Genomic DNA, 26,188 nt, shown 5'->3' with positions numbered 1-26,188 from the left:
GCCCTTCCGTCGTCAGGGCCGGGTCAGCTCGCCCGGAATCCCTCGTAGGCGTTGTAGAGGGCCGCGCCGCCCTCGTGCTCGTCGGTGCGCTCGACGATGTCGCCGAGCAGCCAGGACTCCACGCCGCGGTCCTCCAGGATCGACAGCACGACGTCCACCGAGTGCGGCGGGACGACCGCGACCATGCCGACGCCCATGTTCAGCGTCTTCTCGATCTCCAGGGTGGCCACGTTGCCGACCTCGGCGACGGTCCGGAAGACCGGCAGCGGGGTCCAGGTGCCGCGGTCCAGGCGGGCGTGCAGGCCGTCCGGGACGACCCGGGCCAGGTTGGCCGCCAGGCCGCCGCCGGTGACGTGCGAGAAGGCGTGCACCTCGGTGGCGCGGGCGAGCGCCAGGCAGTCCAGCGAGTAGATCCGGGTCGGCTCCAGCAGCTCCTCGCCGAGGGTGCGGCCGAACTCCTCGACCTTGCGGTCCAGCTTCCAGCCGGCCTCGTTCAGCAGCACGTGGCGGACCAGCGAGTAGCCGTTGGAGTGCAGGCCGGAGGCGGCCATCGCGATCACCACGTCGCCGGCCCGGACCCGGTCCGCGCCGAGCAGCGCGTCGGCCTCGACCACGCCGGTGCCGGCGCCCGCGACGTCGTACTCGTCCGGGCCCAGCAGGCCCGGGTGCTCGGCGGTCTCGCCGCCGACCAGGGCGCAGCCGGCCAGCGCACAGCCCTCGGCGATGCCCTTGACGATCGCGGCGACCCGCTCCGGGACGACCTTGCCGACGCAGATGTAGTCGGTCATGAACAGCGGCTCGGCGCCGCACACCACCAGGTCGTCGACGACCATGCCGACCAGGTCGTGGCCGATGGTGTCGTGCTTGTCCATGGCGGCGGCGATGGCCACCTTGGTCCCCACGCCGTCGGTGGCCGAGGCCAGCAGCGGCCGCTCGTAGTTCTTGAAGGCGGACGCGTCGAAGAGGCCGGCGAAACCGCCGAGACCGCCGACCACCTCGGGGCGGTTGGCCTTCTTCACCCACTGCTTCATGAGCTCGACGGCGCGGTCGCCGGCCTCGATGTCGACACCGGCGGCGGCGTAGGTGGCGCCGTCGGAGGGGCGACGCGCAGCGTCACCGTTGTGGGTGGTGGTGGGCGACGGGTGGGAGCTGGTCACTGCGTGCGGCCCTCTCGGGTCAGGTGGGGGTTGGAACAGCGGTGGGGCCCCGGCTTTCGGGACCCCACCGTGCGGACGCTTACGGCCGGCGCAGCGCGTCGGCCGCGCCCGCCCCGCCGAGCAGCGACTGGACGCCGTCCAGGTCGCTGCCGCTGGTCGGCTTGCCGCGGACGGCCGGAGGCTGCTGGCCGCCCTTGATCTCGGCCTCCAGCAGGAGCTTGCCGAGCAGCGCCGGGTCGGGCAGCTCCATCGGGTACTCGCCGTCGAAGCAGGCCCGGCAGAGCCGGTCCTTGGGCTGCTTGGTGGCCTCGATCATGCCGTCGATCGAGATGTAGGAGAGCGAGTCCGCGCCGAGGGTGCGGCCGATCTCCTCGATGGTCATGCCGTTGGCGATCAGCTCCGCGCGGGTGGCGAAGTCGATGCCGAAGAAGCAGGGCCACTTCACCGGCGGGGAGGAGATCCGGATGTGGACCTCGGCCGCCCCGGCCTCGCGCAGCATCTTGACCAGCGCGCGCTGGGTGTTGCCACGGACGATCGAGTCGTCCACGACCACCAGGCGCTTGCCCTGGATGACCTCGCGCAAGGGGTTCAGCTTGAGCCGGATGCCGAGCTGGCGGATGGTCTGGCTGGGCTGGATGAAGGTGCGGCCCACGTAGGCGTTCTTCACCAGGCCGGAGCCGTACGGGATGCCGCTGGCCTCGGCGTAGCCGATCGCGGCGGGGGTGCCGGACTCGGGCGTCGCTATCACCAGGTCGGCCTCGACGGGGGCCTCCTTCGCCAGCCGGCGGCCCATCTCCACGCGGGAGAGGTGCACGTTGCGGCCGGCGATGGAGGTGTCGGGGCGGGCCAGGTAGACGTACTCGAACACGCAGCCCTTGGGCTTGGCCTCGGCGAACCGGGAGCTGCGCATGCCGTTCTCGTCGATGGCGATGAGCTCGCCGGGCTCGACCTCGCGGATGAAGGAGGCGCCGCAGATGTCCAGCGCCGCCGTCTCGGAGGCGACCACCCAGCCGCGCTCCAGCCGGCCGAGCACCAGCGGGCGGATGCCCTGCGGGTCGCGGGCGGCGTAGAGGGTGTGCTCGTCCATGAAGACGAGCGAGAAGGCGCCCTTGACCGCGGGCAGCACGACCTTGGCCGTCTCCTCGATGGAGAGGTCCGGGTGGCCGGCGAGCAGGGCCGTCACCAGGTCGGTGTCGTTGGTCGCGGCGGTCCGGCCGGAGCGCGAGACGTGCTCCTCGCCGGGCAGTTCGGCGACCATGGCCGCCAGTTCGGCGGTGTTCACCAGGTTTCCGTTGTGCCCGAGGGCCAGCGAACCGTGAACGGTCGCCCGGAAGGTCGGCTGGGCGTTCTCCCAGACCGAGGAACCGGTGGTCGAGTAGCGGGCGTGTCCGACGGCGATATGCCCGTGCAACGACCCCAGCGAGGCCTCGTCGAAGACCTGGGAGACGAGCCCCATGTCCTTGAAGACGAGAATCTGGGAGCCGTTGCTCACTGCGATGCCCGCGGATTCCTGACCGCGGTGCTGCAGGGCGTAAAGGCCGAAGAACGTGAGCTTGGCGACCTCCTCGCCGGGAGCCCAGACACCGAAGACGCCACACGCGTCCTGGGGGCCTTTCTCGCCGGGAAGAAGATCGTGGTTGAGTCTTCCGTCACCACGTGGCACGTCTTCGAGTCTAGGGCAGTCGGCTCCGGCTTCCGGACCCCGGGACTGCGGGTTTGTCCGGCGGCCGGGAGTTAACGCGCGTAGACAAAACCCCTTACCGGCCCGGGATTTCGGGTGGGGGGAATTCCGGCGGGTGGCGGTTGGCCTTGTGGTTCGCGCCTGTTGGGGAGTTCCGGGTGCGCAGCGGCGGGACTCCCGGCGCGGGCGAACGTGAGCCTGCTCACCCGGGGTTCCTCCGCCGGCCACCCGCCGGTCGCTCCCCGGTCGGTCGGTCGGGCCGCTGGTCGCAGCCGGACGTCGGGCCGTCGGCCGCCCTCCGGTCAGGCGGCCGGCAGCAGCAGGCCCCAGGCCCCCCGGTGCACCGTCCAGGTGCGGGCCCGGACCGGGCCGACCGGGTGGCCGTCCGCCTCGTAGCCGAAGCCGCGCCCGACCACCGAGACGCTCGCCGCCCGGGCCCGCACCAGGGCGCCGGAGGCGGCGACCACCACGTCCATCTCGCCCGTGCCGTCCGAGGCGCCGGACGGGAGCGTCACCTGCACCAGCCGGACCGGCCGGTGGACGTCCGCGAGCAGCCGGCCGTCGGCCTCGACCCGGACCCGGGAGCCGTGGTCCACGCCGTCCGGGGTGAGTGCGTTCGCCTGCTCGGCCGCTGCCAGTTTCGCCCATAGCGAACGCCAGCCGCCCGGACGGCCCACCGGGCGACGGGTGGCCCCGCCGGTGATCCGCACCCCGCCCAGGGCCACCCCGCCGCCGTCGTCCACCAGCAGGTCCAGCCGGCGCGGCGCGCCCGACAGCACCGCCCGCGCGGCCCGGACCGGCTCGCCCGGCACGCCGAGCGCGCGGGCCGCCGCGAGCTCCTCGGAGCGGCCGACCGGAACCATTCCCACCGGTTCGGTGCCCAGCTCACGCTGGCGATGCAGGGCCTGGAGCACCCGCTGCAGCGCGAGGTCGGAACCGATCACCACCGGTCGCCGCCGGCCCCGGTGCGAAAGCACCCGGTCGAGTTCGGAAGGGCTCTCCGGAAAGACCACCTTGACGTCCGCGCCCCCGCAGAGCACGTCCTTCGCGATCCGCACCGACTCGCCGTCGGTCTGCCGGGCCACCGGGTCGAGGAGCAGCAGGAGCGGCTCCGGGCCGCCGGTAGCAGGCGTGGACAGGGACGACACGACCGGTCCTTCCTCAGGTAATCTCTCGGTGCAAGAGCCCCTTGCGCCATTGCGCCAGGGGCTTCGTCTATCTCGGGGCAGACTGCGGCCTACGCAGGATGCCCCAACCGGAAGGGGTGTACGCCTGTGCCGGCACTCGTGCTCGTTGGCGCTCAGTGGGGAGACGAGGGCAAGGGGAAGGCCACCGACCTCCTCGGCGGTTCCGTCGACTACGTGGTCCGCTACCAGGGCGGAAACAACGCCGGTCACACGGTGGTCATCGGCGACCAGAAGTACGCCCTGCACCTGCTCCCTTCCGGAATCCTCAGCCCGAACGTGACGCCGGTGATCGGCAACGGCGTCGTGATCGACCCGGCCGTGCTGCTCTCCGAGCTGGCCGGCCTGAACGAGCGCGGCATCGACACCTCGAAGCTGCTGGTCTCGGGCAACGCCCACCTGATCACGCCGTACCACCGCACCCTGGACAAGGTCACCGAGCGCTTCCTCGGCAAGCGCCGGATCGGCACCACCGGCCGCGGCATCGGCCCGACCTACGCGGACAAGATCAACCGCGTCGGCATCCGGGTCCAGGACCTGTTCGACGAGTCGATCCTCCGCCAGAAGGTCGAGGCGGCGCTGCACGACAAGAACCAGGTCCTGGTCAAGCTGTACAACCGCCGCACCATCCCGGCCGACCTGGTGGTCGAGGAGTACCTGGGCTACGCGGAGAAGATCAAGCCCTTCCTCGCCGACACCACCCTCGTCCTGGACGAGGCGCTGAAGGCGGACAAGGTCGTCCTGCTGGAGGGCGGCCAGGGCACCCTGCTCGACGTCGACCACGGCACGTACCCCTTCGTGACCTCGTCGAACCCGACCGCGGGCGGCGCCTGCACCGGCGCCGGCATCGGCCCGACCAAGATCGACCGGGTCATCGGCATCCTGAAGGCCTACACCACCCGCGTCGGCTCCGGCCCGTTCCCGACCGAGCTGTTCGACGCGGACGGCGAGGCGCTGCGCCGGATCGGCGGCGAGCGCGGTGTCACCACCGGCCGTGACCGCCGCTGCGGCTGGTTCGACGCCGTCATCGCGCGCTACGCGACCCGGGTGAACGGCCTGACCGACTTCTTCCTCACCAAGCTGGACGTGCTGACCGGCTGGGAGCAGATCCCGGTCTGCGTCGCGTACGAGATCGACGGCAAGCGCGTCGAGGAACTCCCCTACAACCAGTCGGACTTCCACCACGCCAAGCCGATCTACGAGACCCTCCCGGGCTGGACCGAGGACATCAGCAAGGCGAAGACCTTCGCCGAGCTGCCGAAGAACGCCCAGGCGTACGTGAAGGCGCTGGAGGAGATGTCCGGCGCGCCGATCTCGGCCATCGGCGTCGGCCCGGGCCGCGACGAGACGATCGAGATCAACTCGTTCATCTGAGCCCGATCCGGCGGCGGCGGCTGACCGCCAGCCGATCGCTTCGAAGGCCCCGCGGGACCCGTCCCGCGGGGCCTTCGCTCTGCCCGGCGCCCCAGTTTTGCACTAGTGCAGATACCTATTGCATCTAGTGCAGCGCGCCGCTACGTTCGGAGCATGACCGCGAAGCTGCCCTCATCCGTCGTCCTCACCGGCCGCCACATCCGCCTGGAGCCGCTGGAGCGCCGCCACCTCGCCGACCTCTGGACCGCCGTCGGCTCCGACCCCGAGGTCTGGCGCTGGACCATGTCCCTGCCGCCGGGCACGGAGGAGGAGTGCGGCGCGATCCTCGACGAGCGCATCGCGGAGTCGGCCGCGGGCGAGTCGGTGAACTTCGCCGTCGTCGACCTCGCCGGCGGCCGGGCCGTCGGCGTCACCGGCTACCACGACTACAGCGAGCGGGACGAGTCCGTGGAGATCGGCGGCACCTGGTACGCCCGCTCGGTCTGGCGCACCGCGGTCAACACCGAGGCCAAGCTGCTGCTGCTCTCCCACGCCTTCGAGGACCTCGGCATGGGCCGCGTCTTCTGGAAGACCGACGCCCGCAACGAGCGCTCCCGCGCGGCGGTCCTGCGCCTCGGCGCCCGCTACGAGGGGACGCTGCGCCGCCACCGGCTGCGCCCCGACGGCAGTTGGCGGGACAGCGTCTACTTCTCGATGCTCGCCGACGAGTGGCCGGCGGCCAAGGCCCGTCTGACGGAACGGCTTTCGCGGGGCTGAGCCGCCGGACCGGCGGGGCGCGACGGGGGCGCGACGGCTACTTCCGCTCGCCGGGGGCGGACCGGCGGGCCGCGAACTCGCGCTTCGCCGGGCGCGGTTCCCAGGCCTGGACGTTCACCAGCCAGACCAGCCAGCCGACGAACAGGACGGCGAGCAGGAGCGCCGACAGGCCGGCGACGAGAAGTGCGTTCACCGGGACGCGGGAAAGCACTGGTGAGGGTGGAGCCGGTGGGGGAGGCCGAGTGGCGGGAAAAGGGGCATGGCTGTCTCCGGTCAGTGATTTCGGGTGCCGCGACCATGCGTCTGGTGTGTCATTACGGCTGATAGACGTCTGCCTGCTGACTGTTTAGGCGACAACAAGTCAGTGAGTGACACGGACGACCATAGGGTTAGGGTGCCAGAGTTGCTACCGAGCGGGGGGACGTTCACTCCATCGTGGGGTATCCCCCGATTCGGTAGCTAGGGCCCGGTGTGCGCGGCACACTTCACCGGAAGCATCGACGCCAGCCGCGACCCGGAGAAGAGAGTCATGCCACCCCGCTTGTCGCCGACCGTGCGCCAGCAGCGCCTCGGAATCGAGTTGCGCAGGATCCGCGAACGCGTGGGCGTCACGCCCAAGAGCCTGGCCGCCTCCATCGGCACCGACCTGCCCAAGATCTCCCAGATGGAGAACGGGAAGTCGGGCATCAGCGCCGAGCGGCTCCGGATCTGGGCGCGCACCTGCGGCTGCGAGGACGGGCCGTACCTGGACGCGCTGTTGACGATGACGCAGGACCGGCGCAAGTACTGGTGGGACGCCTACCGCGGCCGGCTGCCGAACGCGATCATCGACATCGCCGAGATGGAGCACCACGCGGCCTCCCTCTCCATCCTGAACAGCACCTTCATCCCCGGACTGCTGCAGACCCCGGAGTACGCCGCCGCGGTGTTCGAGCGGCTGCCCCCGCAGTACCGGCAGGAGGCGGACGTCCGGAAGGCGTTCCGGATCCGGCGCCAGCAGATCTTCGTCGACCACCCCAAGCCGTACAGCGCATTCCTGCACGAGTCCGCGCTGCGCATGCAGTTCGGCGGTCCGGAAGTGCTGCGCGACCAGTGGCGGAGCCTGCTGGAGAATTCCGAACGGCCCGGGGTGGAGATCCGGGTGATCCCGTTCAGCGTGCCCACCTACACCGGCTCGGGAGAGAGCCTGTACCTCGCCCGCGGGCCGGTCCCGGAGCTCGACACCGTCCAGATCGATCTCTCCCACGGGCCGAAATTCGTGCACACCCAGGCCGAATTGGCCTCCTACCGGCGGATCAAGGAGGAGACCGCGGCGATCGCGCTCGGGCCGGACGAGTCCCGGGACTTCATCCGGGCCTTGCTGAAAGACTTCGCATGAGCACCTGGCGCAAGGCGTCGGCGAGCGGAGAGAGCACCGACTGCGTCGAGGTCAGATCCACCGGCGGGCTGGTGGAGATCCGCGAGTCGGACCGGCCCGAGGTCGTCGTGCGGACCACGCCGCGCAAGTGGGCCGCCTTCGTCCGCGGGGTGAAGTCCGGGGAGTTCGACCGCTACGGCGACTTCACCCGGCCGTGAGCCTGCGGCCCGCCGCGGCCGCCGGGGTCTAGGCTGACAGCCCACAGTGGACCCCTGCGCCTGGCACGGCACTCCGGGTGGGGTGCGCGTGCGGGAGAAATCGGAGCATCCGAGGATGGCTCGGCACCTGATCACCAGCGCCCTTCCGTACATCAACGGGATCAAGCACCTGGGCAACATGGTCGGGTCCATGCTCCCGGCGGACGTCTACGCCCGCTACCTGCGCCGACGGGGACACGAGGTGCTGTTCGTCTGCGCCACCGACGAGCACGGCACGCCCGCCGAACTGGCCGCCCAGGAAGCCGGGTTGCCGGTCGCGGAGTTCTGTGCCCGGGCGCACGGGGCGCAGCGGGCGGTGTACGAGGGCTTCGGGCTCTCCTTCGACCACTTCGGCCGCAGCTCCTCGCCGCAGAACCGGGAGATCACCCAGGAGATCGCCCGCGAGCTCCAGCGCAACGGCTTCATCGAGGAGCGCGCGATCCGCCAGGTGTACTCCAACGCCGACGGCCGCTTCCTGCCGGACCGCTACATCGTCGGCACCTGCCCGCACTGCGGCTACGACAAGGCCCGCGGCGACCAGTGCGAGAACTGCACCCGGGTGCTGGACCCGACCGACCTGCTGGAGCCCCGCTCGGCCATCAGCGGCAGCTCCGACCTGGAGGTCCGGGAGACCCGGCACCTGTTCCTGCTCCAGTCCAAGCTCACCGAGGAGGTCGAGGACTGGATCGCCACCCACGCCGACGACTGGCCGGTGCTGGCCTCCTCGATCGCCCGCAAGTGGCTGACCGAGGGGCTCCAGGACCGCTCGATCACCCGCGACCTGGAGTGGGGCGTCCCGGTGCCGGCCGACGTGTGGCCCGAACTGGCCGCCGAGGGGAAGGTGTTCTACGTCTGGTTCGACGCCCCGATCGAGTACATCGGCGCCACCAAGGAGTGGGCGGACGCGGCCCCGGCCGGGCAGCTGCGGGACTGGAAGTCCTGGTGGTACGAGGCCGACGAGAGCGTCCGCTACACCGAGTTCATGGCCAAGGACAACGTCCCGTTCCACACCGTGATGTTCCCGGCCACCCTGCTCGGCTCGCGCCGCCCGTGGAAGAAGGTCGACTACGTCAAGGCCTTCAACTGGCTGACGTACTACGGCGGGAAGTTCTCCACCAGCCAGAAGCGCGGCGTCTTCACCGACGTCGCGCTGGAGCTGCTGCCCGCCGACTACTGGCGCTACTTCCTGATGGCGCACGCGCCCGAGTCGGACGACTCCAGCTTCACCTGGGACCTGTTCGCCTCGGTGGTCAACAAGGACCTCGCCGACACCTTCGGCAACTTCGTCAACCGGGTGCTCTCCTTCAGCCGCAAGCGCTTCGGCGGTGACGTCCCGGGCGGTCACGCGGCGGGCGAGGCCGAGCAGCGCCTCGGCGAGCAGGTCGCCGGCCTGCTCGCCGAGTACGAGGCCCAGTTGGAGGCGCTCAACTTCCGCAAGGCGGCGCAGGCCCTGCGCGCGCTGTGGAGCGCGGGCAACGCGTACCTGGACGAGAAGGCGCCCTGGCTGCAGGTGAAGACCGACCCGGAGGCGGCGGCGCTGACCCTGCGCACCGCGATGAACCTGATCCACCTGTACGCGGTGGTCTCCGAGCCGTTCGTCCCGACCGCGGCGGCGGCCGTGCGCGGGGCCTTCGCCCTGCCCGCGGACTCGCCGGCCGCCACCCGCGACTGGATCTCCCCGGCGGAGGCGCGGGCGCTGGACCTGGTGCCGGCCGGGACGGCGTTCACGGTGCCGCCGGTGCTGTTCGCCAAGATCACGGACGAGGACCTGGCGGCTTGGACGGCGCGCTTCGGGGGCTCGGCGGGCTGAACCCGGCCCGCGTTGAACGCGGCGGGGGCCCGCGCTACTCCGTCGCGCCCGCCGTCTCCCCGGCCACCCAGTCGAGGTAGCCCGGGCTGCCGCCCACCACGGGCACGGCGATCAGCTCGGGCGTCTCGTAGGAGTGCCGCCCGGCCACGAAGGCGGCCAGCCGGTCCATGAGTTCGGCCCTGGTCTTGAGGTCGATCCGCCACTCCCCGGCGTCCTGCACCTCGCCGTCCCACCAGTACACCGACCGTACGGGGTACACCTGGGCGCAGGCCGCCAGCCGCTCCCGCACCACGGCGGACGCCAGGTCCCGGGCCTGCTCCTCGCTCTCGTGGGTCGTGGTCACCACGACGAAGCGCTGCTCGCTCGCTGCTGTCATGACCCGACGGTATCCCGGGCCCGTTCGGCGGATGCCGTTCGGCGGATCGCGTGTCGGTGAGCCTCCTTGCGGTGACCCTCTTGCGGTGAACTCCCTTGCGGCGTCGGCCGTTGCGGATCACATCGTAAATCTGCGATAGTTCGATGCGTTGCGACCGGACCGTGGACGGAAGGGAGCCGTATGAGCGCGATCGACAGCCTGGGGCTGGGCCGGTTCGGGATCTACACCTTCGACTTCGAAGGCCTGGGTGCCGCTCGGATCCGGGACCACGCCCAGGAGTTGGAGGACCTCGGCTGGCCCGCGATCTGGGTCCCCGAGGCCGTCGGGCGCGAGGCGTTCACCCACGCCGGGCTGCTGCTCGCCGCCACCCGGCGGATCCGGGTCGCCAACGGCATCGCCCAGATCTGGTCCCGCGAGGCCCGCCGCACCCACGGCGCCGCGCTGCTGCTGGCCGACGCCCACCCCGGCCGCCATCTGCTCGGCCTCGGCTACGGCGGCGTCCCGCGCCCCGGCGTCAAGCCGCTCGCCGCGATGGCCGGCTACCTGGACGAGCTCGACGCCCTCGCCGCGGCCCCGGACAACCCGGCCCCGGCCACCCCGGTCCGCCGGGTGCTCGCCGGGTACGGCCCGAAGATGCTCGAACTCGCCCGCGACCGCTCGCTCGGCGCCCACACGTACCACGTGACCACCGCGCACACCGCGCAGGCCCGGGAGATCCTCGGCCCGGACGCGCTGCTCGCGGTCGAGCACCCCGTGCTGCTCGAAGCCGACCCGGGGCGGGCCCGCGCCCTCGCCCGCGAGCACCTGGCGCCGTACCTCGCCACCCCGTACAACGCCGCCAAGTTCCGCCGCCTCGGCTACACCGACGAGGACTTCGCCGACGGCGGCAGCGACCGGCTGGTGGACGACCTGGTGTACTGGGGCGACCTCGACACCGTCGCCGCCAAGCTGCGCGGCCACCTGGCGGCCGGCGCGGACCACGTCGCCGTGCAGGTCGTCGGCACCCCTCCCGGCGGCTCCGCCCTCCCGCACTGGCGCCGGCTGGCCGAGGCGCTGCTCTGACCACCGCCGGTACGCTTCCGGCATGGATGCCGACCTGGTCACCGCCCTGCGGGCGATCGCGAACCCGACGCGTCTGCAACTGCTGACCTGGCTGCGCGACCCCGAACACCACTTCCCGCTCGACGGCGCGATCGCCGACCCGCACGAGGTCGGCGTCTGCGTCAGCCACCTCCAGGCCAAGGCGGGCCTCGCCCAGTCCACCGTCTCCGCGTACCTCGCCGAACTGCAGCGCGCCGGCCTGGTCCGCGCCACCCGGATCGGCCGGTGGACCTACTACCGCCGCGACGAGTCGGCCGTGGCCGCCCTGCTCGGCGCCCTCGGGCAGGCGCTCTGACGACCGGAGCGGGACTGGGGCTCCGGCCGATTTCCCGTTGCCCCGGCCGGCCGGCGGTTGCCACGATCACCCGATGACGACCTTCACCGGCCCCGACGGCGCCCGGCTCGGCTACCGCGTGCTCGGCGGGGGCGAGCCGCTGCTCGTCCTGGCCGGCGGCCCGATGCGCGACTCCGCGTACCTCGGCGACCTCGGCGGGCTCTCCGCGCACCGCGCCCTGCACGTCCTCGACCTGCGCGGCACCGGCCGCTCGGAGCGCCCGGCCGATCCGGCGGGCTACCGGGTCGACCGGCAGGTCGCGGACGTCGAGGCCTTCCGGGCCCGCCTCGGGCTCGACCGGGTGGACGTCCTCGCCCACTCCGCCGGCTGCTCGCTCGCCGTCCTGTACGCGCTGCGGCACCCCGGGCGCACCGGGCGGCTGGTGCTGGTCACGCCCAGTCTCCGGATCTTCGGCGGTACGGCCACCGAGGACCACTACCGCGAAGCGGCCGAGGCCCGCGGCCCCGCCGACGAGGAGTGGTACCCGGCCGCCCTGGCCGCCGTCCGCACCGCCTTCGCCGGCGGCACCGCCGACCCCGCCGCCGTGGCGCCGCTCTTCCACGGCCGCTGGGACGCCGCCGCCCGCGCCCACGAGGCCGACTGCGCCGCCCAGAGCCACCCGGAGGCCGCCGCGGCGTACCACGGCGGCGGCTTCCGGCCCGCCGAGGTCCGCGCGGCCGTCGCCGAACTCGCCTCCCCCGTCCTCCTGTTGGCGGGGGAGTACGACCCCGACCCGCGGCCGGGGACGGCCCGCGCCGCGGCGGCGCTGTTCCGCGACGCCCGCACCGCCGTCCAGCCCGCCGCCGGGCACTACCCGTGGCTGGACGACCCGGCCGCCTTCAGCCGTACGGTGGCCGCCTTCCTCAGCCACTGACGCCCGGGCCGCCGCGGGCGCCGGGGGCCCGGCGGGCGGTCAGTCCCGGCGGGCGGTGTGGACGGTCATCGCGGAGAGGTAGAAGGCGTCCGGGCGGCGCAGGATGCCGGTGGGGGCGTCCTCGGCGAGCAGGGCGTCCAGGGTGGCCCGGTCCTCGGCGTCGAGCTGCTCGGCGAGCTGGTCGCGCCGCCGGGTCAGCTGGGTGTGCAGGTAGCCGCGGACGGGGTCGGCGAGCGGGGCGGGGTGGTCGACCAGGAAGGTGCGGGTGCCGGTCGGGGTCAGCCCGGCCCGCCCGAGCATGGCCGGCCAGTCCTCGATCTCCGCGGTGCTGCCGGGCAGTTCGGCCCGCATGGTGCTGAAGCCGTCCTCCTGGGCGGCGTCCATCCGGGCCTGGAAGCCGGGCCGGCCCAGGCCGAAGTCGCGCGGCAGGTAGCGCGCCGGCAGACCGCTCTCGGCGACGGCCAGCAGACCGCCGGGCCGCAGCGCCCCGGCGAGCGAGGTGAGTGCGGCCTGCTGGTCGCCCAGGTGGTGGACGGCGTTGCCGGACCAGATCAGGTCGGCCTCCCCGAGCTTGTCGAACTCGGCGGGCAGGTCGGCCTGTTGAGTGCCGAGCCGGCCGCCGGAGCGGGTCCTGGCCCGCTCCAGCAGCGCGGCCGACTGGTCGACGGCCACCACCTCGGCCGCCGGGAAGACCTCCGCCAGCAGCCCGGCGATCACCCCGGGCCCGCTGCCGACGTCGAGGACCCGGCGGACCGCGCCGTCCCCGTGCAGGCCGAGCAGCCACCGCCCGGCCTCGGTGACGGCGGCGGACCGCAGGTCGGCCTCCAGCTCCAGGTGCGCGGCGAGCGCGTCCCAGTCGAAGTCGGCGGCGGGGACGTGCCCGTGGGAGTGGCCGTGGCCGTGGGCGTGGTGCTGGTGCTGGTGCGCTGACATCCGGATTCTCCGATCGTGGATTGACGAAAGCTTCCCCGCTGGGTTGGTCTCAGACGGGCAGGGCGGCGCCGGACGCGCGGTACCGCTCGACCGCCCGGTCGAGCTCCTCCGCCGCGAGGTCGTGGTCGAGCGCGAAGGCGGCCGCCGCGCCCGCTCCGGCGGCGGTGACCACCTGGGCGCGCGGGTCGGCGACGTTGCCGACCGCCCAGACGCCGGGCAGGCTGGTGCGGCCGGTCCGGTCGGTGGTGACCCAGCCGTCGTCGTCCCGGGCGCAGTCGAGGCCGAAGAGCAGCGCGTCCCGGGGGACCGGCCGCGGGAAGACGAACACCGCCTCGCGCGGGACCACCTGTCCGTCCGCGAGTTCGACGCCGCGCAGCCGCCCGCCGTCGGACACCAGGCGGACGATCCGGCCCTCGACCACCCGGACGCCCCGGGCGGCGAGCCGTTCCCGCTCGGCGTCGGTCGGCACCACGGTGTGCGCGAGCAGCACCACGTCCGCCGACCACTGCCGCAGCAGCAGCGCCTGGCCGACCGCCCCCGGGCCGGTGCCCAGCACCCCGAGCGGGCGGTCGCGGACCTCCCAGCCGTGGCAGTACGGGCAGTGCAGCACGTCGCGGCCCCACCGCTCGGTCAGGCCCGGCAGCTCCGGCAGACCGTCCCGCAGCCCGGTGGCGACGACCACCCGGCGCGCGTGCAGCACCGGTCCGCCGGCCAGGTGGACCACGAAGCCGGGCCGGTCGGAGCCGTCCGACTCGATGTGCTCGACCCGGGCGTCGACCAGGTCCACCCCGTACCGGGCGACCTCCTCCCGCCCGACCGCCAGCAGCGCGGCCGGGGGCATTCCGTCCCGGCTCAGGTAGCCGTGCAGGTGGGCGGCGGGCGCGTTGCGCGGCTCGCCGGCGTCCACCACCGCGACCCGGCGCCGGGCCCGGCCCAGCACCAGCGCGGCGTTCAGTCCCGCCGCTCCGGCGCCGACCACCACCGCGTCGTAGTGCTCGCTCCGCCTCGTCCCGGTCGTCCGGGCAGTTCCCGCAGTTCCGGCAGTCCCGGTCGTCCCGGTCGTCCCAGTTGTTCCGGCAGTTCCGGTCGTCTCGCCCATGGCGCTCACCTCCACCGCCAGGCTGCGGCCGACCCTACCGGATCGGCAAGCTTTGTTGCCGCCTCAGCAAACCCCCGAGCCGGCGGACGTCCGTCCCGGCCTCAGCGGGCCCCCGCGGTTCGCGCCCCCGTCCGCCGCCAGTACGACCAGGCGGCCACCACCAGCGCGACCCCGTACCCGGCGAACCCGCACATCCCGACCCAGGCGATCTCCAACGCGCTCTGCTCACTGGCGAACTCGCCCAGCCGGATCCGCGTCACCCCGGCGGTGCACAGCGTCAGGTAGCCGATCCCGGCCACCCCGTACGGCGCCAGCGTGGCCGCGCCCAGCAGGGCCGGGGTCAGCGGCAGCCAGCGCGGCACCCGGCGGCCGCGCAGCGGCGCGGTCCAGCGCGGGAAGACCTGCCCCCACGGGCGGACCAGCCCCCAGAGCAGGAACACCCCGAGCAGCGCCAGCAGCATGGTGCCGTCGAGCCCCCAGCGCTCCAGGGCCAGCCAGAGCCCGGAGGAGCCGTTGTGCACGTAGCTCGCGTACATCTGGTCGCCGCTGATCCCGGCGAAGCTGCCGCCCACCGCCCAGACCAGCTTCATCAGCACGTACGGGACGAACGCCAGGCTGCCGGCGCAGGCGGCGAGTTGGACGAGCGGCGGCGCCGCGGTGGGAGCCGGTGCGGGCCGCTCCGTCCGGCCGCCCGGGCCACCGGTGCCGCCCGGACCACCGGTGCCGCCGGTGCCGCCGCGGGCAGCGGGCTGCAGGCCCAGGGCGGTCCTCGCGAGCAGCACCGCCCCCACCGCCGCCAGGACGCGTTCCACCGCGTCGGGGACGCTGTCCACCCGCTGGCCGAACAGCAGCGTGACCAGGTCCATCAGCAGGCCCCAGGCCCCCACCGCGGCCGCCCCGCACAGCAGCCACAGCAGCGGGCGCACCGGCCTCCGGCGCACCACCGCCGCACCGGCCGCGGCCGCGACCGCCCCCGTGCCGGCGACCGCCCACCCCGCCCAGTCCGCGCCGAACAGCTCCGTCCCGCTCAGGGCGCACCCCAGCCCGAGCCCGGCGAACCCGAGGCCCCAGCCGGTCACCGCCCACCCGTTCTTCCTCATGCCCCCAGGCTCGCCCGCCCCACCCGCACCGCTCCTCCCCCGCCGCGGTGATCCGGCTCCCCCGCCCGAGGGGGCCCCGTCCGGGCACGGCGCCAGGCCTCGGCGCCCCGGGCGGGGCGGGCGGGGGAGGCGGCGGCCGTTCAGCCCCTCGGGGCGGCGAAGCAGTGGACGGTGACGGTGCGTCCGGAGGCCCAGCGCTGGTCGCCGCTGCCGAGGTGGGTCCAGCCGAGGCGGCGGTAGAGGGCCAGCGCGGCCGCGTCGGTGGCGAGGACGTCGAGCACCGGGTGCAGGCCGAGCGCCCGCGCGTGCGCCACGGCGCAGTCCAGCAGCCGGGCGCCGATGAGGTGGCCGCGCGCCGTGGGGGCGACGTACAGCCGGCCGATCACCGTGGCGAGCTCCGGGGGGCCGCCGGTGCGGTGGCTCCACAGCACCGGGGCGAGGTCGCCCGGCGCGCTGCGGGCGAGGCCGACGTGGCCGGCGAGCCGGCCGTCCGACTCGGCGATCCAGGCGGCGAGCAGGCCGTCCGGGGTCAGCCAGGCGGCGGGGCGGTCGGGCCAGTCGGCGGGGTAGCCGTCGGCGGCGTGGACGTCGCCCAGCACCCGGACGCAGTCGGCGAGGTCGGCGGCGCGGCGCGGTCGGACCACCACCTCCGCCCCGGCCGGTCGTGGGTCGGACGCGACGACGGTGGCGCGTTCTTCGAGGTCTGCCATGCCGGTACGTTACCGGCCGGAACTCACCGTCGCAGCAGGTCGACGACCCCGGTCAGGTCCTCCTCACCGTCGCCGGCCTCCAGGCGACGCTCCATCAACCGGAAGTACGGCTCCAGCAGTTCGGCGCTCACCCGCTGCTCCTCCGCGGTGCGCAGCAGCGTCCCCTTGCCGGCCACCTGCATGGCCAGGTTGGACACCACGTCCAGCTTGTAGTCCCCGGCCTCCAGCTGCTCCGCGGTCTTGGCCACCGAGCCGGACATCGCGCCGAGCCACCCGCCCAGCAGCGGCGCCAGCTCGCTCGGCGCCACGGCCTCGCCCCTGATCAGCGCGAAGGCGTGCGCGATCCCGGCGAACATCCCGTACATCCCGCTGAGCAGCGCCACGTCGTGCAGCGCCGCGAACCCGGCGTCCGCGCCCACGTACCGGGTGCCGGCCGGGGCGGCGAGGGTGTCGCCGTGCTCGGCGAACAGCTCGGCGGAGCCGCTGTAGAACACGTACGCCCCGGCCGCCGGGACGCCGATCATCGGCGGGACGGCCATGATCCCGCCGTCCAGGTAGCGGGCGCCGCGCCGCTCGGCCCAGGCGGCGCGGACGCGGGCCTGCCCGGGGGTGCTGGTGACCAGGTTGACGAGGTCCTTGCCGGTCAGGTCGACGCCGTCCAGCGCTTCGAGGACGGAGTCGTCGTCGAGCAGGCAGACGACGACCAGCCGGTTGGCCGCGACGGCCTCCGCGACGCCGGCGGCGACGGCGGCTCCGCGGGCGGCGAGCCCGTCGGCGCGGGCGGCGGTGCGGTTCCAGACGGTCAGCGGGTGCCCGGCGGCGAGCCAGGCCTCGGCCAGCGCGGTGCCCATCGCACCGAGGCCGAGCAGGGTGAGCGGGGTCTTGGTCACGTTCTCAACGGTGTTGGTTGCCATGGCGTCCAGCCTCGGCGCGGCTCCGGAGACGATCAAGTACGCACTTCGAAGTGGGTGGTTACCCTGGGGTGAGCATCGAGCTCGGAGGGGCGGAAGGGGTGGGCATGGCGATCGTGCCGAGGCCGGGGGCGTACATCTGCGGGACGGACGCCGCGATGGACGTGATCGGCGGCAAGTGGAAGGTGTCGATCCTCTGGGCCCTGGGTGAGCGCCCGCACTGCCGCTTCGGCGAGCTGCGCCGGCTGCTGCCGGGGATCACCGAGAAGGTGCTGGCCGCGCACCTGCGCGAGATGGAGGCGCACGGCATCGTGCACCGGGAGGCGTACGACGAGGTGCCGCCACGGGTCGAGTACGCGCTGACCGAGGCGGGGCACCGCCTCAACACGGCGCTGGGGCCGCTGGGGGACTGGGGGCGGGAGCACGTCCTGGGCAAGGCGCCGTACCCGGCGTAGCGCGCCGGCGCCCGATGGCGTCCGGGCCGGACGCCGGGCGGCAGGCGGTGGCCCCGCGGCCGGGAGCCCGTGCCCCGCGTCCCCGCGGCCGGTGCGCCTAGGCGATCGCGGCCGACACCACCGCCGCCACCGCGATGTTGCAGGCGGCGGACACCCACACCGCCGGGTGCGGCTCCGGATCGACCAGGATCGCGCCGAGCTTGCCCGGCGTCAGCAGGTCCACCAGCCAGAACGCGATGGCCATCAGCACCAGACCGAGCAGGCCGTAACAGGCCGTCGAGACCAGGCCCTTGCCGAAGTCGGCGTAGGTGTACATGATCGCGGTGAAGACGATGCCGCCGATGCCGAGCAGCGCCGAGCTGAGCAGCAGGGCGGCGTTGCGGTTGCGCTCGACCCAGATCTGGTGGCCGAGCCGGCCGGGCGTCAGCAGGTCGACCAGGCCGATGCCGAGGAGCAGCAGCACCACCCCGAGGGCGCCGTAGGCCGCCGCCGCACCGAGCCCGTGCAGGATGTCGTTCATCGTGGTTCCAGCCCCCGGTCCGCTCACGCCGTCCCCCTGACCGGCCGGCCAGGGCCCCCGACCCACCTGGTCAAGGGTTGGCAAAAGATACCCCACCCGAGTGAGCGGCGGAGCCTGTCGGCGGGCCGAAACCCCGTCGCACGGCAACCCCCCGATCCCCTTCAATACCTGCCATGCACTCCGACCTGACCACCGCCGAGCTGCGCAGCGAGCGCCTCGACCTGCTGCCGATCGCCCCCGGGCACGCCGAGGAGCTGGCGGCCGCGCTCGCCGACCCGGCGCTGCACGCCTTCACCGGCGGCCGCCCGGCCACCGTTGCGGAGCTGCGCGCCCGCTGCGCCCGGCTCGCCGCCGGCTCCCCCGACCCGGCCGAGGTCTGGGGCAACTGGGTGCTGCGGCTGCGCGCCGACGGCGCCCTCACCGGCTACGTGCAGGCCACGGTCCGCGCCGACGGCGCCGAACTCGCCTGGGTGGTCGGCACCCCGTGGCAGCGCCGCGGCCTGGCCCACGAGGCGGCCCGCACCCTGCTCACCCACCTCGTCACGGCCGGCATCACCACCGCCGTCGCCCACATCCACCCCGACCACCGCGCCTCCGCCCGACTCGCCCGCACCCTCGGCCTCTACCCCACCATGCGCACCCAGGACGGCGAGACCCGCTGGGAGGCCGACCTCGCCCGGCCCGACCTCTTCCCGAACCTCCTCGGCCTGACGGCGGAACGGGCCGCCCGCCTGACCGCGCTGGTCGAGGAGTGCCGCCCGGTGCTCGCCGCCGACGGCATGGAAGCCGTCCAGTCGCTGCTGGCCGAACGCGGGGTGGGCGTGATCCCCGCGATCATGGCCACCAGGGCCCTGCTCGGCTGGACCGGGACCTCCCTCCACACCGCCCGGAAGATCGTCGAGCTGAGCGCCGCCCGCACGCCGGACTGGTGAGCCCGGTCCGCCGGAATGCGGGCAGCCGGCGTGCGGTTTCATTGGGGCATGGCATCTCGTGCACGTGTACGCGCCCCCGAGCTGGTCGGGGCAGGCGGTTGGCTGAACACCGGCGGCAAGGAGCTCACCCTCGCCGACTTCCGGGGCAAGATCACCATCCTGGACTTCTGGACCTTCTGCTGCATCAACTGCCTGCACGTCCTGGACGAACTGCGGGAGCTGGAGGAGAAGCACCGCGACACCGTGGTGATCGTCGGGGTGCACTCGCCGAAGTTCGTGCACGAGGCCGACCACCAGGCCGTCGTCGACGCCGTGGCCCGCTACGAGGTGCACCACCCGGTGCTGGACGACCCGGCGCTGGCCACCTGGAAGCAGTACGCCGTACGGGCCTGGCCGACGCTGGTGGTCATCGACCCGGAGGGCTACGTGGTCGCCCAGCACGCCGGCGAGGGCCACGCCCACGCACTGGCCCGGCTGGTCGAGGAGCTGGAGGCCGAGCACGCCGCGAAGGGCACGCTGCGCCGCGGCGACGGCCCGTACGTGGCGCCGGAGCCGACCGCCGGGGACCTCAAGTTTCCCGGCAAGGCGGTCCGGCTGCCGAACGGCCACTTCCTGGTCGCCGACTCGGGCCACCACTCGCTGGTCGAGCTGGCCGAGGACGGCGAGACGGTGGTGCGCCGGATCGGCGACGGGCGGCGCGGCCTGGTGGACGGCGACGGCGCGGACGGCGACGGCCCGCGGTTCAGCGAGCCGCAAGGCCTCGCGCTGCTGCCGGAGGGCTCGGAGTACGACGTGGTCGTCGCCGACACCGTCAACCACGCGCTGCGCGGCGTCCGCCTCGCCGACGGCCGGGTGACCACCCTGGCCGGCACCGGCCGGCAGTGGTGGCAGGGCTCGGCCACCGGGGGCCCGGCCCGCGAGGTGGACCTCTCCTCGCCGTGGGACGTCGCCTGGTTCGACGGCCGGGTGTGGATCGCGATGGCCGGCGTGCACCAGCTGTGGTCGTACGACCCGGCCACCGACACCGTCGCGGTCGCGGCCGGCACCACCAACGAGGGCCTGGTGGACGGGCCCGCCGCCGAGGCCTGGTTCGCCCAGCCCTCCGGCCTCGCGGTCTCGGCGGACGGCGAGCGGCTCTGGGTCGCCGACTCCGAGACCTCCGCGCTGCGCTCGGTTTCACGTGAAACCAAGACGGTCGAAACCGCCGTCGGCACCGGCCTGTTCGACTTCGGCCACCGCGACGGCGCCGCCGGGCAGGCCCTGTTCCAGCACCCGCTGGGCGTCACCGTGCTGCCGGACGGCTCGGTGGCCGTCGCCGACACCTACAACCACGCGCTGCGCCGCTACGACCCGGCGAGCGGCGAGGTCAGCACGCTGGCCACCGACCTGCGCGAGCCCTCCGGGGCGGTGCTGGTGGACGGCGACATCGTGGTGGTCGAGTCGGCCCGGCACCGGCTGACCAGGCTGCGGCTGCCCGAGGAGGCGGTACGGGTCGAGTCGGTGGCGCACCGCACCCAGCGGGCGGCCACCGAGGTCGCCCCGGGCGCGTTCCGGCTGGACGTGGTCTTCGAGGCGCCGAACGGCCAGAAGCTGGACGAGCGCTACGGCCCGTCCACCCGGCTGCTGGTCAGCGCGACCCCGCCCGAGCTGCTGGTCTCCGGCGCTGGCGCGGACAGCGACCTCTCCCGTGAGCTGGTGCTCTCCGCCGAGGTCGCCGAGGGCGTGCTGCACGTCTCGGCGATGGCCGCGTCCTGCGACGACGACCCGGAGATCGAGTACCCGGCCTGCCACGTGCACCAGCAGGACTGGGGCGTGCCGGTGAAGCTGGTCGCCGACGGCGCCCGCCGCCTGCCGCTGGTGCTGGCCGGGATGGAGTAGCCAGAGGCCGCGGCACAGCGCGAAGGGGCCCGGCGAACCGACGCCGGGCCCCTTCCGCCACCGCCGTCAGCCCTCCAGGAAGGCCTTGAGCGCGCTCGCCAGCAGGTACGGGTCCTCCGCGCCGCACAGCTCGCGCGCCGAGTGCATGGAGAGCGCCGCGATGCCGCAGTCCACCGTCCTGATGCCCAGCCGCGCCGCCGTGATCGGGCCGATCGTCGTACCGCAGGGCATGGCGTTGTTGGAGACGAAGCTCTGCCACGGCACGCCCGCCTTCTCGCAGGCGGCCGCGAACACCGCCCGGCCGACGCCGTCGGTCGCGTAGCGGTTGTTGACGTTGACCTTGAGGATCGGCCCGCCGTTCGGCATCGGGTGGTGGCCCGGCTCGTGCCGCTCGCTGTAGTTGGGGTGGACGGCGTGGCCCATGTCCGAGGAGAGGCAGACGGTGCCGGCCAGCGCCCGGGCCCGGTCCTCGGTGGCGCCGCCGCGCGCGTGGATCGTCCGGTCCAGCACGTTGCCGAGCAGCGGGCTCTGCGCGCCGGTGTCGGACTCGCTGCCGGTCTCCTCGTGGTCGAAGGCGGCCAGCACCGGGATGTACGGCAGATCGGCGGCGCCGTCGGCGGCGGCGACCGCGGCGAGCGCGGCGGTGGCCGCGTGCACCGAGAGCAGGTTGTCCAGGCGGGGCGCGGCCAGCAGCTCGCGGTCGCGGCCCAGGTAGGAGGCGGGCTGGACGTCGTGGGTCATGAGGTCCCAGCCGACCACGTCGGCGGCGGCCAGACCGGCCCGCTGGGCGACGTAGGAGATCAATGAGCCCTCGTCGACCGGGCCGAGGCCCCAGATCGGGGTGAGGTGGCGCTGCTTGTCGAGCTTCATGCCCTCGTTGACCTGGCGGTCCAGGTGGATGGCGAGCTGGGGCACCCGCAGCAGCGGCTCGTCCAGCTGGACCAGCCGGACGGTGCCGTCCTTGAGCGCGAGCCGGCCGGAGAGGCCGAGGTCGCGGTCCAGCCAGGTGTTCAGCGGGACGCCGCCGTAGATCTCCACGGCGACCTGCCGCCAGCCCTCCGAGCCGGTGTCCGGCACCGGCTTGACCCGCAGGTTGGGCGAGTCGGTGTGGGTGCCGACGATGCGGAACGGGGTCTCGGGGCCCGCTCCTTCCGGCAGGTACCAGGCGATCAGCGCGCCGCCGCGGATCAGGTAGCGCCCGCCGGCCGCGTGGTCCCAGGCGTCCGTCTCGGCGACCTGCCGGAACCCCGCCTTCTCCAGCCGCTCCGCGGCGCTCGCCACCGCGTGGTACGGGGACGGGGAGGTGCCGAGGAACGCGATCAGGTCGTCGGTGTGCGTCCGGTCGAAGAATGCCTGGCGGGCGGCGGTCGACATGCTGCTCCTGGGTCGAGTGAGGGCCGAAGCCGGATGGGGAGGCGGCTTCGCACCTGAGCATATGCCCGTACACGGACAGGGCATTCGGAACACCGGTCCGGTGCGCAACCTCGGACACAACAGTGAACCACCCCGTGCGACCTGAGGTTTCGCCTCCCCGGACCACGGCCCGGACACACCGAAGGGCCCGGTGGCAGCCGGGCCCTTCGGTGTGAGGGTGTGTCAGGCGGTTCGGGAGGTGCCGAGGCCTAGAAGGCCTCCTCCGCCAGCTCCATGATCTCGTTGTCGATGCCCTCGGCGATCAGGCGCTGCGGGGCGACGGTCGGCAGGACGTTCTTGGCGAAGAAGCGGGCCGCCGCGACCTTGCCCTGGTAGAAGGGGACGTCCTTCTCCGAGGCGCCGGCCTCCAGCTTGGCCAGGGCCACCGCGGCCTGGCGCAGCAGCAGCCAGCCGACCACGACGTCGCCGGAGACCATCAGCAGGCGGGTGGTGTTCAGGCCCACCTTGTACATGTTCTTGACGTCCTGCTCGACCGAGGTGAGGTCGGCCAGCAGCTTGCCGACGATGGCCTCCAGGTCGCCCGCGGCCTTGGCGAGCAGCTCGCGCTCGGCGGCCAGGGCGTCGCCGCCGGCGGCGGAGCCGAGGAACTTCTGGATCTGCTCGGACAGCGCGGTGAGCGCCTGGCCGCCGTCCTTGACGATCTTGCGGAAGAAGAAGTCCTGGCCCTGGATCGCCGTGGTGCCCTCGTAGAGGGTGTCGATCTTGGCGTCACGGATGTACTGCTCGATCGGGTACTCCTGGAGGTACCCGGAGCCGCCGAAGGTCTGCAGCGACTGGGCGAGCTGCTCGTAGGACTTCTCCGAGCCGTAGCCCTTGACGATCGGCAGCAGCAGGTCGTTCAGGCGCTCGGCGGCCTCGTCGCGCTCGCCGCGCAGCTTGGCGGCCATCATGTCGTCCTGGGTGGACGCGGTGAACAGGACCAGCGCGCGCATGCCCTCGGCGTAGGCCTTCTGGGTGAGCAGCGAGCGGCGCACGTCCGGGTGGTGGGTGATGGTGACGCGCGGGGCGGTCTTGTCCATGAACTGCGAGATGTCGGCGCCCTGCACGCGCTCCTTGGCGTACTCCAGGGCGTTCAGGTAGCCGGTGGAGAGGGTGGCGATGGCCTTCGTGCCGACCATCATGCGGGCGAACTCGATGATCTTGAACATCTGGCGGATGCCGTCGACCTTCTCGCCGAGCAGCCAGCCCTTGGCCGGGTGCTTGGCGCCGAAGGTCATCTCGCAGGTGTTCGAGGCCTTGAGGCCCATCTTGTGCTCGACGTTGGTGGCGTAGACGCCGTTGCGCTCGCCCAGCTCGCCGGTCTCCCAGTCGAAGTCGAACTTGGGGACGATGAACAGGCCCAGGCCCTTGGTGCCCGGCTTACCGCCCTCGGGGCGGGCCAGCACCATGTGGATGATGTTCTCGGACATGTCGTGCTCGCCCGAGGTGATGAAGCGCTTCACGCCCTCGATGTGCCAGGAGCCGTCCTCCTGCTGGATCGCCTTGGTTCGGCCGGCGCCCACGTCGGAGCCCGCGTCGGGCTCGGTGAGGACCATGGTGGAGCCCCACAGGCGGTCGGTCATCCGCTTGGCGATCTCGAGCTGCTCCTCGGTGCCCTCCTCGGCGATGACGCCGGCGAAGGCCGGGCCGGAGGAGTACATCCAGATGGCCGGGTTGGAGCCCAGGATCTGCTCGGCGAAGGCCCAGATCAGCGAGTTCGGGGTGACCTGGCCACCGATCGACTCCGGGATGCCCAGGCGCCACCACTCGGCGTCCATGAAGGTCTGGTAGCTCTTCTTGAAGGCGGCCGGGATCGGCGCGGTGTTGGTCTCCGGGTCGAAGACCGGCGGGTTGCGGTCGGTGTCGGTGAAGGACGCCGCGAGGTCGTTCTCGGCGAGGCGCGAGATCTCGCTCAGGATGTTCTTCGCGGTCTCGACGTCCATGTCCGCGAACGGTCCGGTGCCGTACACCTGCTCGCGGCCGAACACCTCGAAGAGGTTGAACTCCACGTCGCGCAGGTTGGACTTGTAGTGACCCATGGCCGTTATCTCCGGTTCGTCGCTTCCGGGAGACCGCCGCGTTCCGGCGTCCCGTACCCACCAGTAGGCATCATGATGCTACCCAGCGGTAACTTGGGCAAGCCCCCGCCCGTGAATCGGCTATGAACGTGGTCACGTCCCACAGCCCGGGCGGCCACTCCTTGTCAGGATCGGTGCCAGCGGAGCGGGGTGCGCTGCCGCTAGCCTGTCCGTGTGTACGGATATGACCAGAACACATACCCGGGCGACCCCTACCAGCAGCAGGCGGGACCGCAGCAGGGCATGAACGGCATGCCCGGACCCGACGCCTACGGCGGGCAGGCGCAGCCCCCGCAGCAGTCCCTGTACCCCGAACCGTCCCCGCCCTCACTCGCGGACGCCGTACGGGCCTTCACCACCGGCTCGATGGCGGTCGAGGACTTCCAGGCGATCTTCATCACCTCGAAGGTGCACTGCCCGCGCGGCGACCGCCCCGGGTTCCTGGCGCTGCACAACACCCCGACGCCGGTGATCCCGATGTTCAGCTCGCTGAAGGAGCTGCGCCGCTACGCCGGCAAGGACTCCAAGCACTTCACGGTGACCGGCGCCGAGGTCCTGGACCTGCTGCCGACCGGGTACGGCTTCGCGCTGGACATGGAGGGCGAGCACCGGATGGTGTTCGACGCCAAGGCCGTCGAGCAGATGGTCGACTTCACCATGCGCCGGATGTACGGCTGACCCGTCCGGGGAGAGGGAGCGCCGCTCCTTCGCCACCACATAGTTCAATTTTCAACTTGCCTGTTGTTGAGGATTGAACTAACCTGGTGCACGTAGGCCAGACCACCCCCCGAAGGAGGCCGACATGCCCGCCGTGACCGTCGACAACCCGCTGACCCTCCCGCGCGTCACCACGCCGGACCCCGCCGTCACGAGCGCCCGGCCGGTCCTCACCGTGGCCACCGCTCCCGAGGGCTTCGAAGGCGAGGGCTTCCCCGTCCGCCGCGCCTTCGCCAAGATCAACCAGAAGTACCTCGACCCGTTCATCATGATGGACCAGATGGGTGAGGTGGACTACGCGGCCGGCGAGCCCAAGGGCACCCCCTGGCACCCGCACCGCGGCTTCGAGACCGTCACCTACATCATCGACGGAACGTTCATCCACCAGGACTCGCACGGCGGCGGCGGCACCATCACCGACGGCGACACCCAGTGGATGACGGCCGGCTCCGGCCTGCTGCACATCGAGACCCCGCCGGAGTCGCTGGTGCGGTCCGGCGGCCTGTTCCACGGCCTCCAGCTGTGGGTGAACCTGCCCGCCTCGGACAAGATGATCGCCCCGAAGTACCAGGACATCCGCGGCGGCAGCGTCAAGCTGCTCAGCACCGAGGACGGCGGCGCGCTGCTCCGGGTGATCGCCGGTGAGCTGGGCGGCCACCAGGGCCCCGGCACCACCTTCACCCCGATCACCATGATCCACGCCTCGGTCAGCCCCGGCGCCCAGATCACCCTGCCCTGGCGCACCGACTTCAACGCCCTCGCCTACGGCCTCGCCGGCAACGGCTCGGCCGGCACCGAGCACCGCCCCTTCCACCGGGGCCAGGCCGTCGTCTTCGGCGACGGCGACTCCCTCACCATCCGCGCCGACGAGAAGCAGGACTCCCGCGACACCAACTTCGAGGTCGTCCTCCTCGGCGGCCTCCCGATCCGCGAGCCCGTCGCCCACTACGGCCCGTTCGTGATGAACAGCCACCGCGAACTCCAGCAGGCCATGGAGGACTTCCAGGCCGGCCGGCTCGGCACCATCCCCGCCTCCGGCCGCTGACGGCTCGGAGCCGGTGCGGCGGGGGGGGGGGGGGGGGGGGCGCCCCGCCCCCCCCCCCCCCCCCCCCCCCCCCCCCCCCCACCCCCACAACACCCCCCCCCCCCCCCCCCCCCCGGCCCCGGGGGGGCCCCCCCCG

General features: G+C 73.1%; 25 protein-coding genes and 1 pseudogene. 13 read left to right on the top strand and 13 right to left on the bottom strand.

What is annotated here, in order from left to right; all coding sequences use genetic code 11:
* Positions 1 to 23: 23 nt before the first annotated feature.
* From purM to ACFY0X_RS29325, 3 genes are all read right to left on the bottom strand, one after another.
* The gene (gene purM, locus ACFY0X_RS29335; RefSeq protein WP_387759030.1) at positions 24 to 1,157 is read right to left on the bottom strand and encodes a phosphoribosylformylglycinamidine cyclo-ligase; all 1,134 of its coding nucleotides are present in this window, start codon (positions 1,155 to 1,157) and stop codon (positions 24 to 26) included.
* Between the two features lie 79 nt (positions 1,158 to 1,236).
* Positions 1,237 to 2,820, bottom strand: coding sequence for an amidophosphoribosyltransferase (gene purF, locus ACFY0X_RS29330; protein ID WP_387759028.1), 1,584 nt, complete (start codon positions 2,818 to 2,820; stop codon positions 1,237 to 1,239).
* A gap of 320 nt (positions 2,821 to 3,140) precedes the next feature.
* The gene (locus ACFY0X_RS29325; protein ID WP_387759026.1) at positions 3,141 to 3,986 is read right to left on the bottom strand and encodes a diacylglycerol kinase; all 846 of its coding nucleotides are present in this window, start codon (positions 3,984 to 3,986) and stop codon (positions 3,141 to 3,143) included.
* Between the two features lie 126 nt (positions 3,987 to 4,112).
* Between ACFY0X_RS29325 and ACFY0X_RS29320 the strand changes: the two genes are divergently transcribed.
* Together ACFY0X_RS29320 and ACFY0X_RS29315 are read left to right on the top strand one after the other, a co-directional pair.
* Positions 4,113 to 5,396, top strand: coding sequence for an adenylosuccinate synthase (locus tag ACFY0X_RS29320; protein ID WP_387759024.1), 1,284 nt, complete (start codon positions 4,113 to 4,115; stop codon positions 5,394 to 5,396).
* Positions 5,397 to 5,549: 153 nt separating this feature from the next.
* Positions 5,550 to 6,152 (top strand): GNAT family N-acetyltransferase, encoded by a 603-nt coding sequence (locus ACFY0X_RS29315; RefSeq protein ID WP_387759022.1) that lies wholly within the window; start codon positions 5,550 to 5,552, stop codon positions 6,150 to 6,152.
* A gap of 37 nt (positions 6,153 to 6,189) precedes the next feature.
* On the opposite strand, the gene ACFY0X_RS29310 is transcribed toward ACFY0X_RS29315, so the two are convergent.
* On the bottom strand, positions 6,190 to 6,345 hold the full coding sequence (locus ACFY0X_RS29310; protein WP_387759021.1) for a hypothetical protein: 156 nt from the start codon (positions 6,343 to 6,345) through the stop codon (positions 6,190 to 6,192).
* A 336-nt stretch (positions 6,346 to 6,681) separates the two neighbouring features.
* Between ACFY0X_RS29310 and ACFY0X_RS29305 the strand changes: the two genes are divergently transcribed.
* From ACFY0X_RS29305 to metG, 3 genes are all read left to right on the top strand, one after another.
* Positions 6,682 to 7,530 carry a helix-turn-helix domain-containing protein gene (locus ACFY0X_RS29305; RefSeq protein ID WP_387759020.1) on the top strand — a complete coding sequence of 283 codons (849 nt, stop codon included), beginning with the start codon at positions 6,682 to 6,684 and terminating at the stop codon, positions 7,528 to 7,530.
* Complete coding sequence (locus ACFY0X_RS29300) at positions 7,527 to 7,727, top strand: DUF397 domain-containing protein (RefSeq protein WP_387759019.1); 201 nt, start codon at positions 7,527 to 7,529, stop codon at positions 7,725 to 7,727. The genes ACFY0X_RS29305 and ACFY0X_RS29300 overlap by 4 nt, the downstream gene beginning before the upstream one ends.
* 115 nt (positions 7,728 to 7,842) lie before the next feature.
* The gene (gene metG / locus ACFY0X_RS29295; RefSeq protein WP_387759017.1) at positions 7,843 to 9,576 is read left to right on the top strand and encodes a methionine--tRNA ligase; all 1,734 of its coding nucleotides are present in this window, start codon (positions 7,843 to 7,845) and stop codon (positions 9,574 to 9,576) included.
* Between the two features lie 34 nt (positions 9,577 to 9,610).
* Here metG and cutA read toward each other — a convergent pair whose 3' ends face one another.
* Positions 9,611 to 9,952: a divalent-cation tolerance protein CutA gene (cutA, locus tag ACFY0X_RS29290; protein WP_387759015.1), complete on the bottom strand. Its 342-nt coding sequence runs from the start codon at positions 9,950 to 9,952 to the stop codon at positions 9,611 to 9,613.
* A 180-nt stretch (positions 9,953 to 10,132) separates the two neighbouring features.
* Between cutA and ACFY0X_RS29285 the strand changes: the two genes are divergently transcribed.
* The 3 genes from ACFY0X_RS29285 (at position 10,133) to ACFY0X_RS29275 (ending at position 12,261) form a co-directional block, all read left to right on the top strand.
* The gene (locus ACFY0X_RS29285; protein ID WP_387759013.1) at positions 10,133 to 11,014 is read left to right on the top strand and encodes a TIGR03620 family F420-dependent LLM class oxidoreductase; all 882 of its coding nucleotides are present in this window, start codon (positions 10,133 to 10,135) and stop codon (positions 11,012 to 11,014) included.
* 22 nt (positions 11,015 to 11,036) lie between these two features.
* Positions 11,037 to 11,348 carry an ArsR/SmtB family transcription factor gene (locus tag ACFY0X_RS29280; protein ID WP_387759012.1) on the top strand — a complete coding sequence of 104 codons (312 nt, stop codon included), beginning with the start codon at positions 11,037 to 11,039 and terminating at the stop codon, positions 11,346 to 11,348.
* Between the two features lie 73 nt (positions 11,349 to 11,421).
* Positions 11,422 to 12,261: an alpha/beta fold hydrolase gene (locus ACFY0X_RS29275; protein ID WP_387759010.1), complete on the top strand. Its 840-nt coding sequence runs from the start codon at positions 11,422 to 11,424 to the stop codon at positions 12,259 to 12,261.
* A gap of 39 nt (positions 12,262 to 12,300) precedes the next feature.
* On the opposite strand, the gene ACFY0X_RS29270 is transcribed toward ACFY0X_RS29275, so the two are convergent.
* The 5 genes from ACFY0X_RS29270 to ACFY0X_RS29250 all read right to left on the bottom strand — a co-directional run bounded on the left by ACFY0X_RS29270 (position 12,301) and on the right by ACFY0X_RS29250 (position 17,017).
* Positions 12,301 to 13,194, bottom strand: a complete 894-nt coding sequence (locus tag ACFY0X_RS29270) for a class I SAM-dependent methyltransferase (protein ID WP_387759009.1) — start codon at positions 13,192 to 13,194, stop codon at positions 12,301 to 12,303.
* A gap of 49 nt (positions 13,195 to 13,243) precedes the next feature.
* Positions 13,244 to 14,293, bottom strand: coding sequence for an NAD(P)/FAD-dependent oxidoreductase (locus ACFY0X_RS29265; protein WP_387759007.1), 1,050 nt, complete (start codon positions 14,291 to 14,293; stop codon positions 13,244 to 13,246).
* A gap of 101 nt (positions 14,294 to 14,394) precedes the next feature.
* Positions 14,395 to 15,393: a hypothetical protein gene (locus ACFY0X_RS29260; RefSeq protein ID WP_387759005.1), complete on the bottom strand. Its 999-nt coding sequence runs from the start codon at positions 15,391 to 15,393 to the stop codon at positions 14,395 to 14,397.
* A 140-nt stretch (positions 15,394 to 15,533) separates the two neighbouring features.
* Positions 15,534 to 16,103, bottom strand: coding sequence for a GNAT family N-acetyltransferase (locus tag ACFY0X_RS29255; RefSeq protein ID WP_387759003.1), 570 nt, complete (start codon positions 16,101 to 16,103; stop codon positions 15,534 to 15,536).
* A 23-nt stretch (positions 16,104 to 16,126) separates the two neighbouring features.
* Positions 16,127 to 17,017, bottom strand: coding sequence for an NAD(P)-dependent oxidoreductase (locus ACFY0X_RS29250; protein ID WP_387759001.1), 891 nt, complete (start codon positions 17,015 to 17,017; stop codon positions 16,127 to 16,129).
* A gap of 104 nt (positions 17,018 to 17,121) precedes the next feature.
* Here ACFY0X_RS29250 and ACFY0X_RS29245 point away from each other — a divergent pair, with 104 nt between their 5' ends.
* Positions 17,122 to 17,469, top strand: a complete 348-nt coding sequence (locus ACFY0X_RS29245) for a winged helix-turn-helix transcriptional regulator (protein ID WP_387758999.1) — start codon at positions 17,122 to 17,124, stop codon at positions 17,467 to 17,469.
* 97 nt (positions 17,470 to 17,566) lie between these two features.
* Here the strand turns inward: ACFY0X_RS29245 and ACFY0X_RS29240 are convergent, their stop codons facing one another.
* A complete protein-coding gene (locus ACFY0X_RS29240) occupies positions 17,567 to 17,989 on the bottom strand; it encodes a DUF350 domain-containing protein (RefSeq protein ID WP_387758997.1) in 423 nt (140 codons plus the stop codon).
* 173 nt (positions 17,990 to 18,162) lie between these two features.
* On the opposite strand from ACFY0X_RS29240, the pseudogene ACFY0X_RS29235 reads away from it, so the two are divergent.
* Together ACFY0X_RS29235 and ACFY0X_RS29230 are read left to right on the top strand one after the other, a co-directional pair.
* Positions 18,163 to 18,654, top strand: a pseudogene (locus tag ACFY0X_RS29235) (GNAT family N-acetyltransferase); the annotation flags it as partial.
* A gap of 315 nt (positions 18,655 to 18,969) precedes the next feature.
* The gene (locus ACFY0X_RS29230; RefSeq protein ID WP_387758995.1) at positions 18,970 to 20,799 is read left to right on the top strand and encodes an NHL domain-containing thioredoxin family protein; all 1,830 of its coding nucleotides are present in this window, start codon (positions 18,970 to 18,972) and stop codon (positions 20,797 to 20,799) included.
* Positions 20,800 to 20,865: 66 nt separating this feature from the next.
* On the opposite strand, the gene ACFY0X_RS29225 is transcribed toward ACFY0X_RS29230, so the two are convergent.
* Positions 20,866 to 22,173, bottom strand: a complete 1,308-nt coding sequence (locus ACFY0X_RS29225; protein ID WP_387758994.1) for a M18 family aminopeptidase — start codon at positions 22,171 to 22,173, stop codon at positions 20,866 to 20,868.
* Positions 22,174 to 22,421: 248 nt separating this feature from the next.
* Entirely contained in the window at positions 22,422 to 24,251 is a 1,830-nt protein-coding gene (locus ACFY0X_RS29220; RefSeq protein ID WP_387758992.1) for an acyl-CoA dehydrogenase, read from the bottom strand.
* Positions 24,252 to 24,464: 213 nt separating this feature from the next.
* Here ACFY0X_RS29220 and ACFY0X_RS29215 point away from each other — a divergent pair, with 213 nt between their 5' ends.
* Both ACFY0X_RS29215 and ACFY0X_RS29210 read left to right on the top strand, forming a co-directional pair.
* Entirely contained in the window at positions 24,465 to 24,968 is a 504-nt protein-coding gene (locus ACFY0X_RS29215) for an SseB family protein (protein ID WP_387758990.1), read from the top strand.
* Between the two features lie 124 nt (positions 24,969 to 25,092).
* The gene (locus ACFY0X_RS29210; RefSeq protein WP_387758989.1) at positions 25,093 to 26,052 is read left to right on the top strand and encodes a pirin family protein; all 960 of its coding nucleotides are present in this window, start codon (positions 25,093 to 25,095) and stop codon (positions 26,050 to 26,052) included.
* The last annotated feature ends 136 nt before the right edge of the window (positions 26,053 to 26,188 follow it).

This window comes from Kitasatospora sp. NPDC001547, assembly GCF_042894165.1.
Classification (GTDB): Bacteria; Actinomycetota; Actinomycetes; order Streptomycetales; family Streptomycetaceae; genus Kitasatospora.
Note: the sequence above shows the minus strand (reverse complement) of the source record. Positions and strands in the feature narration are given on the sequence as shown.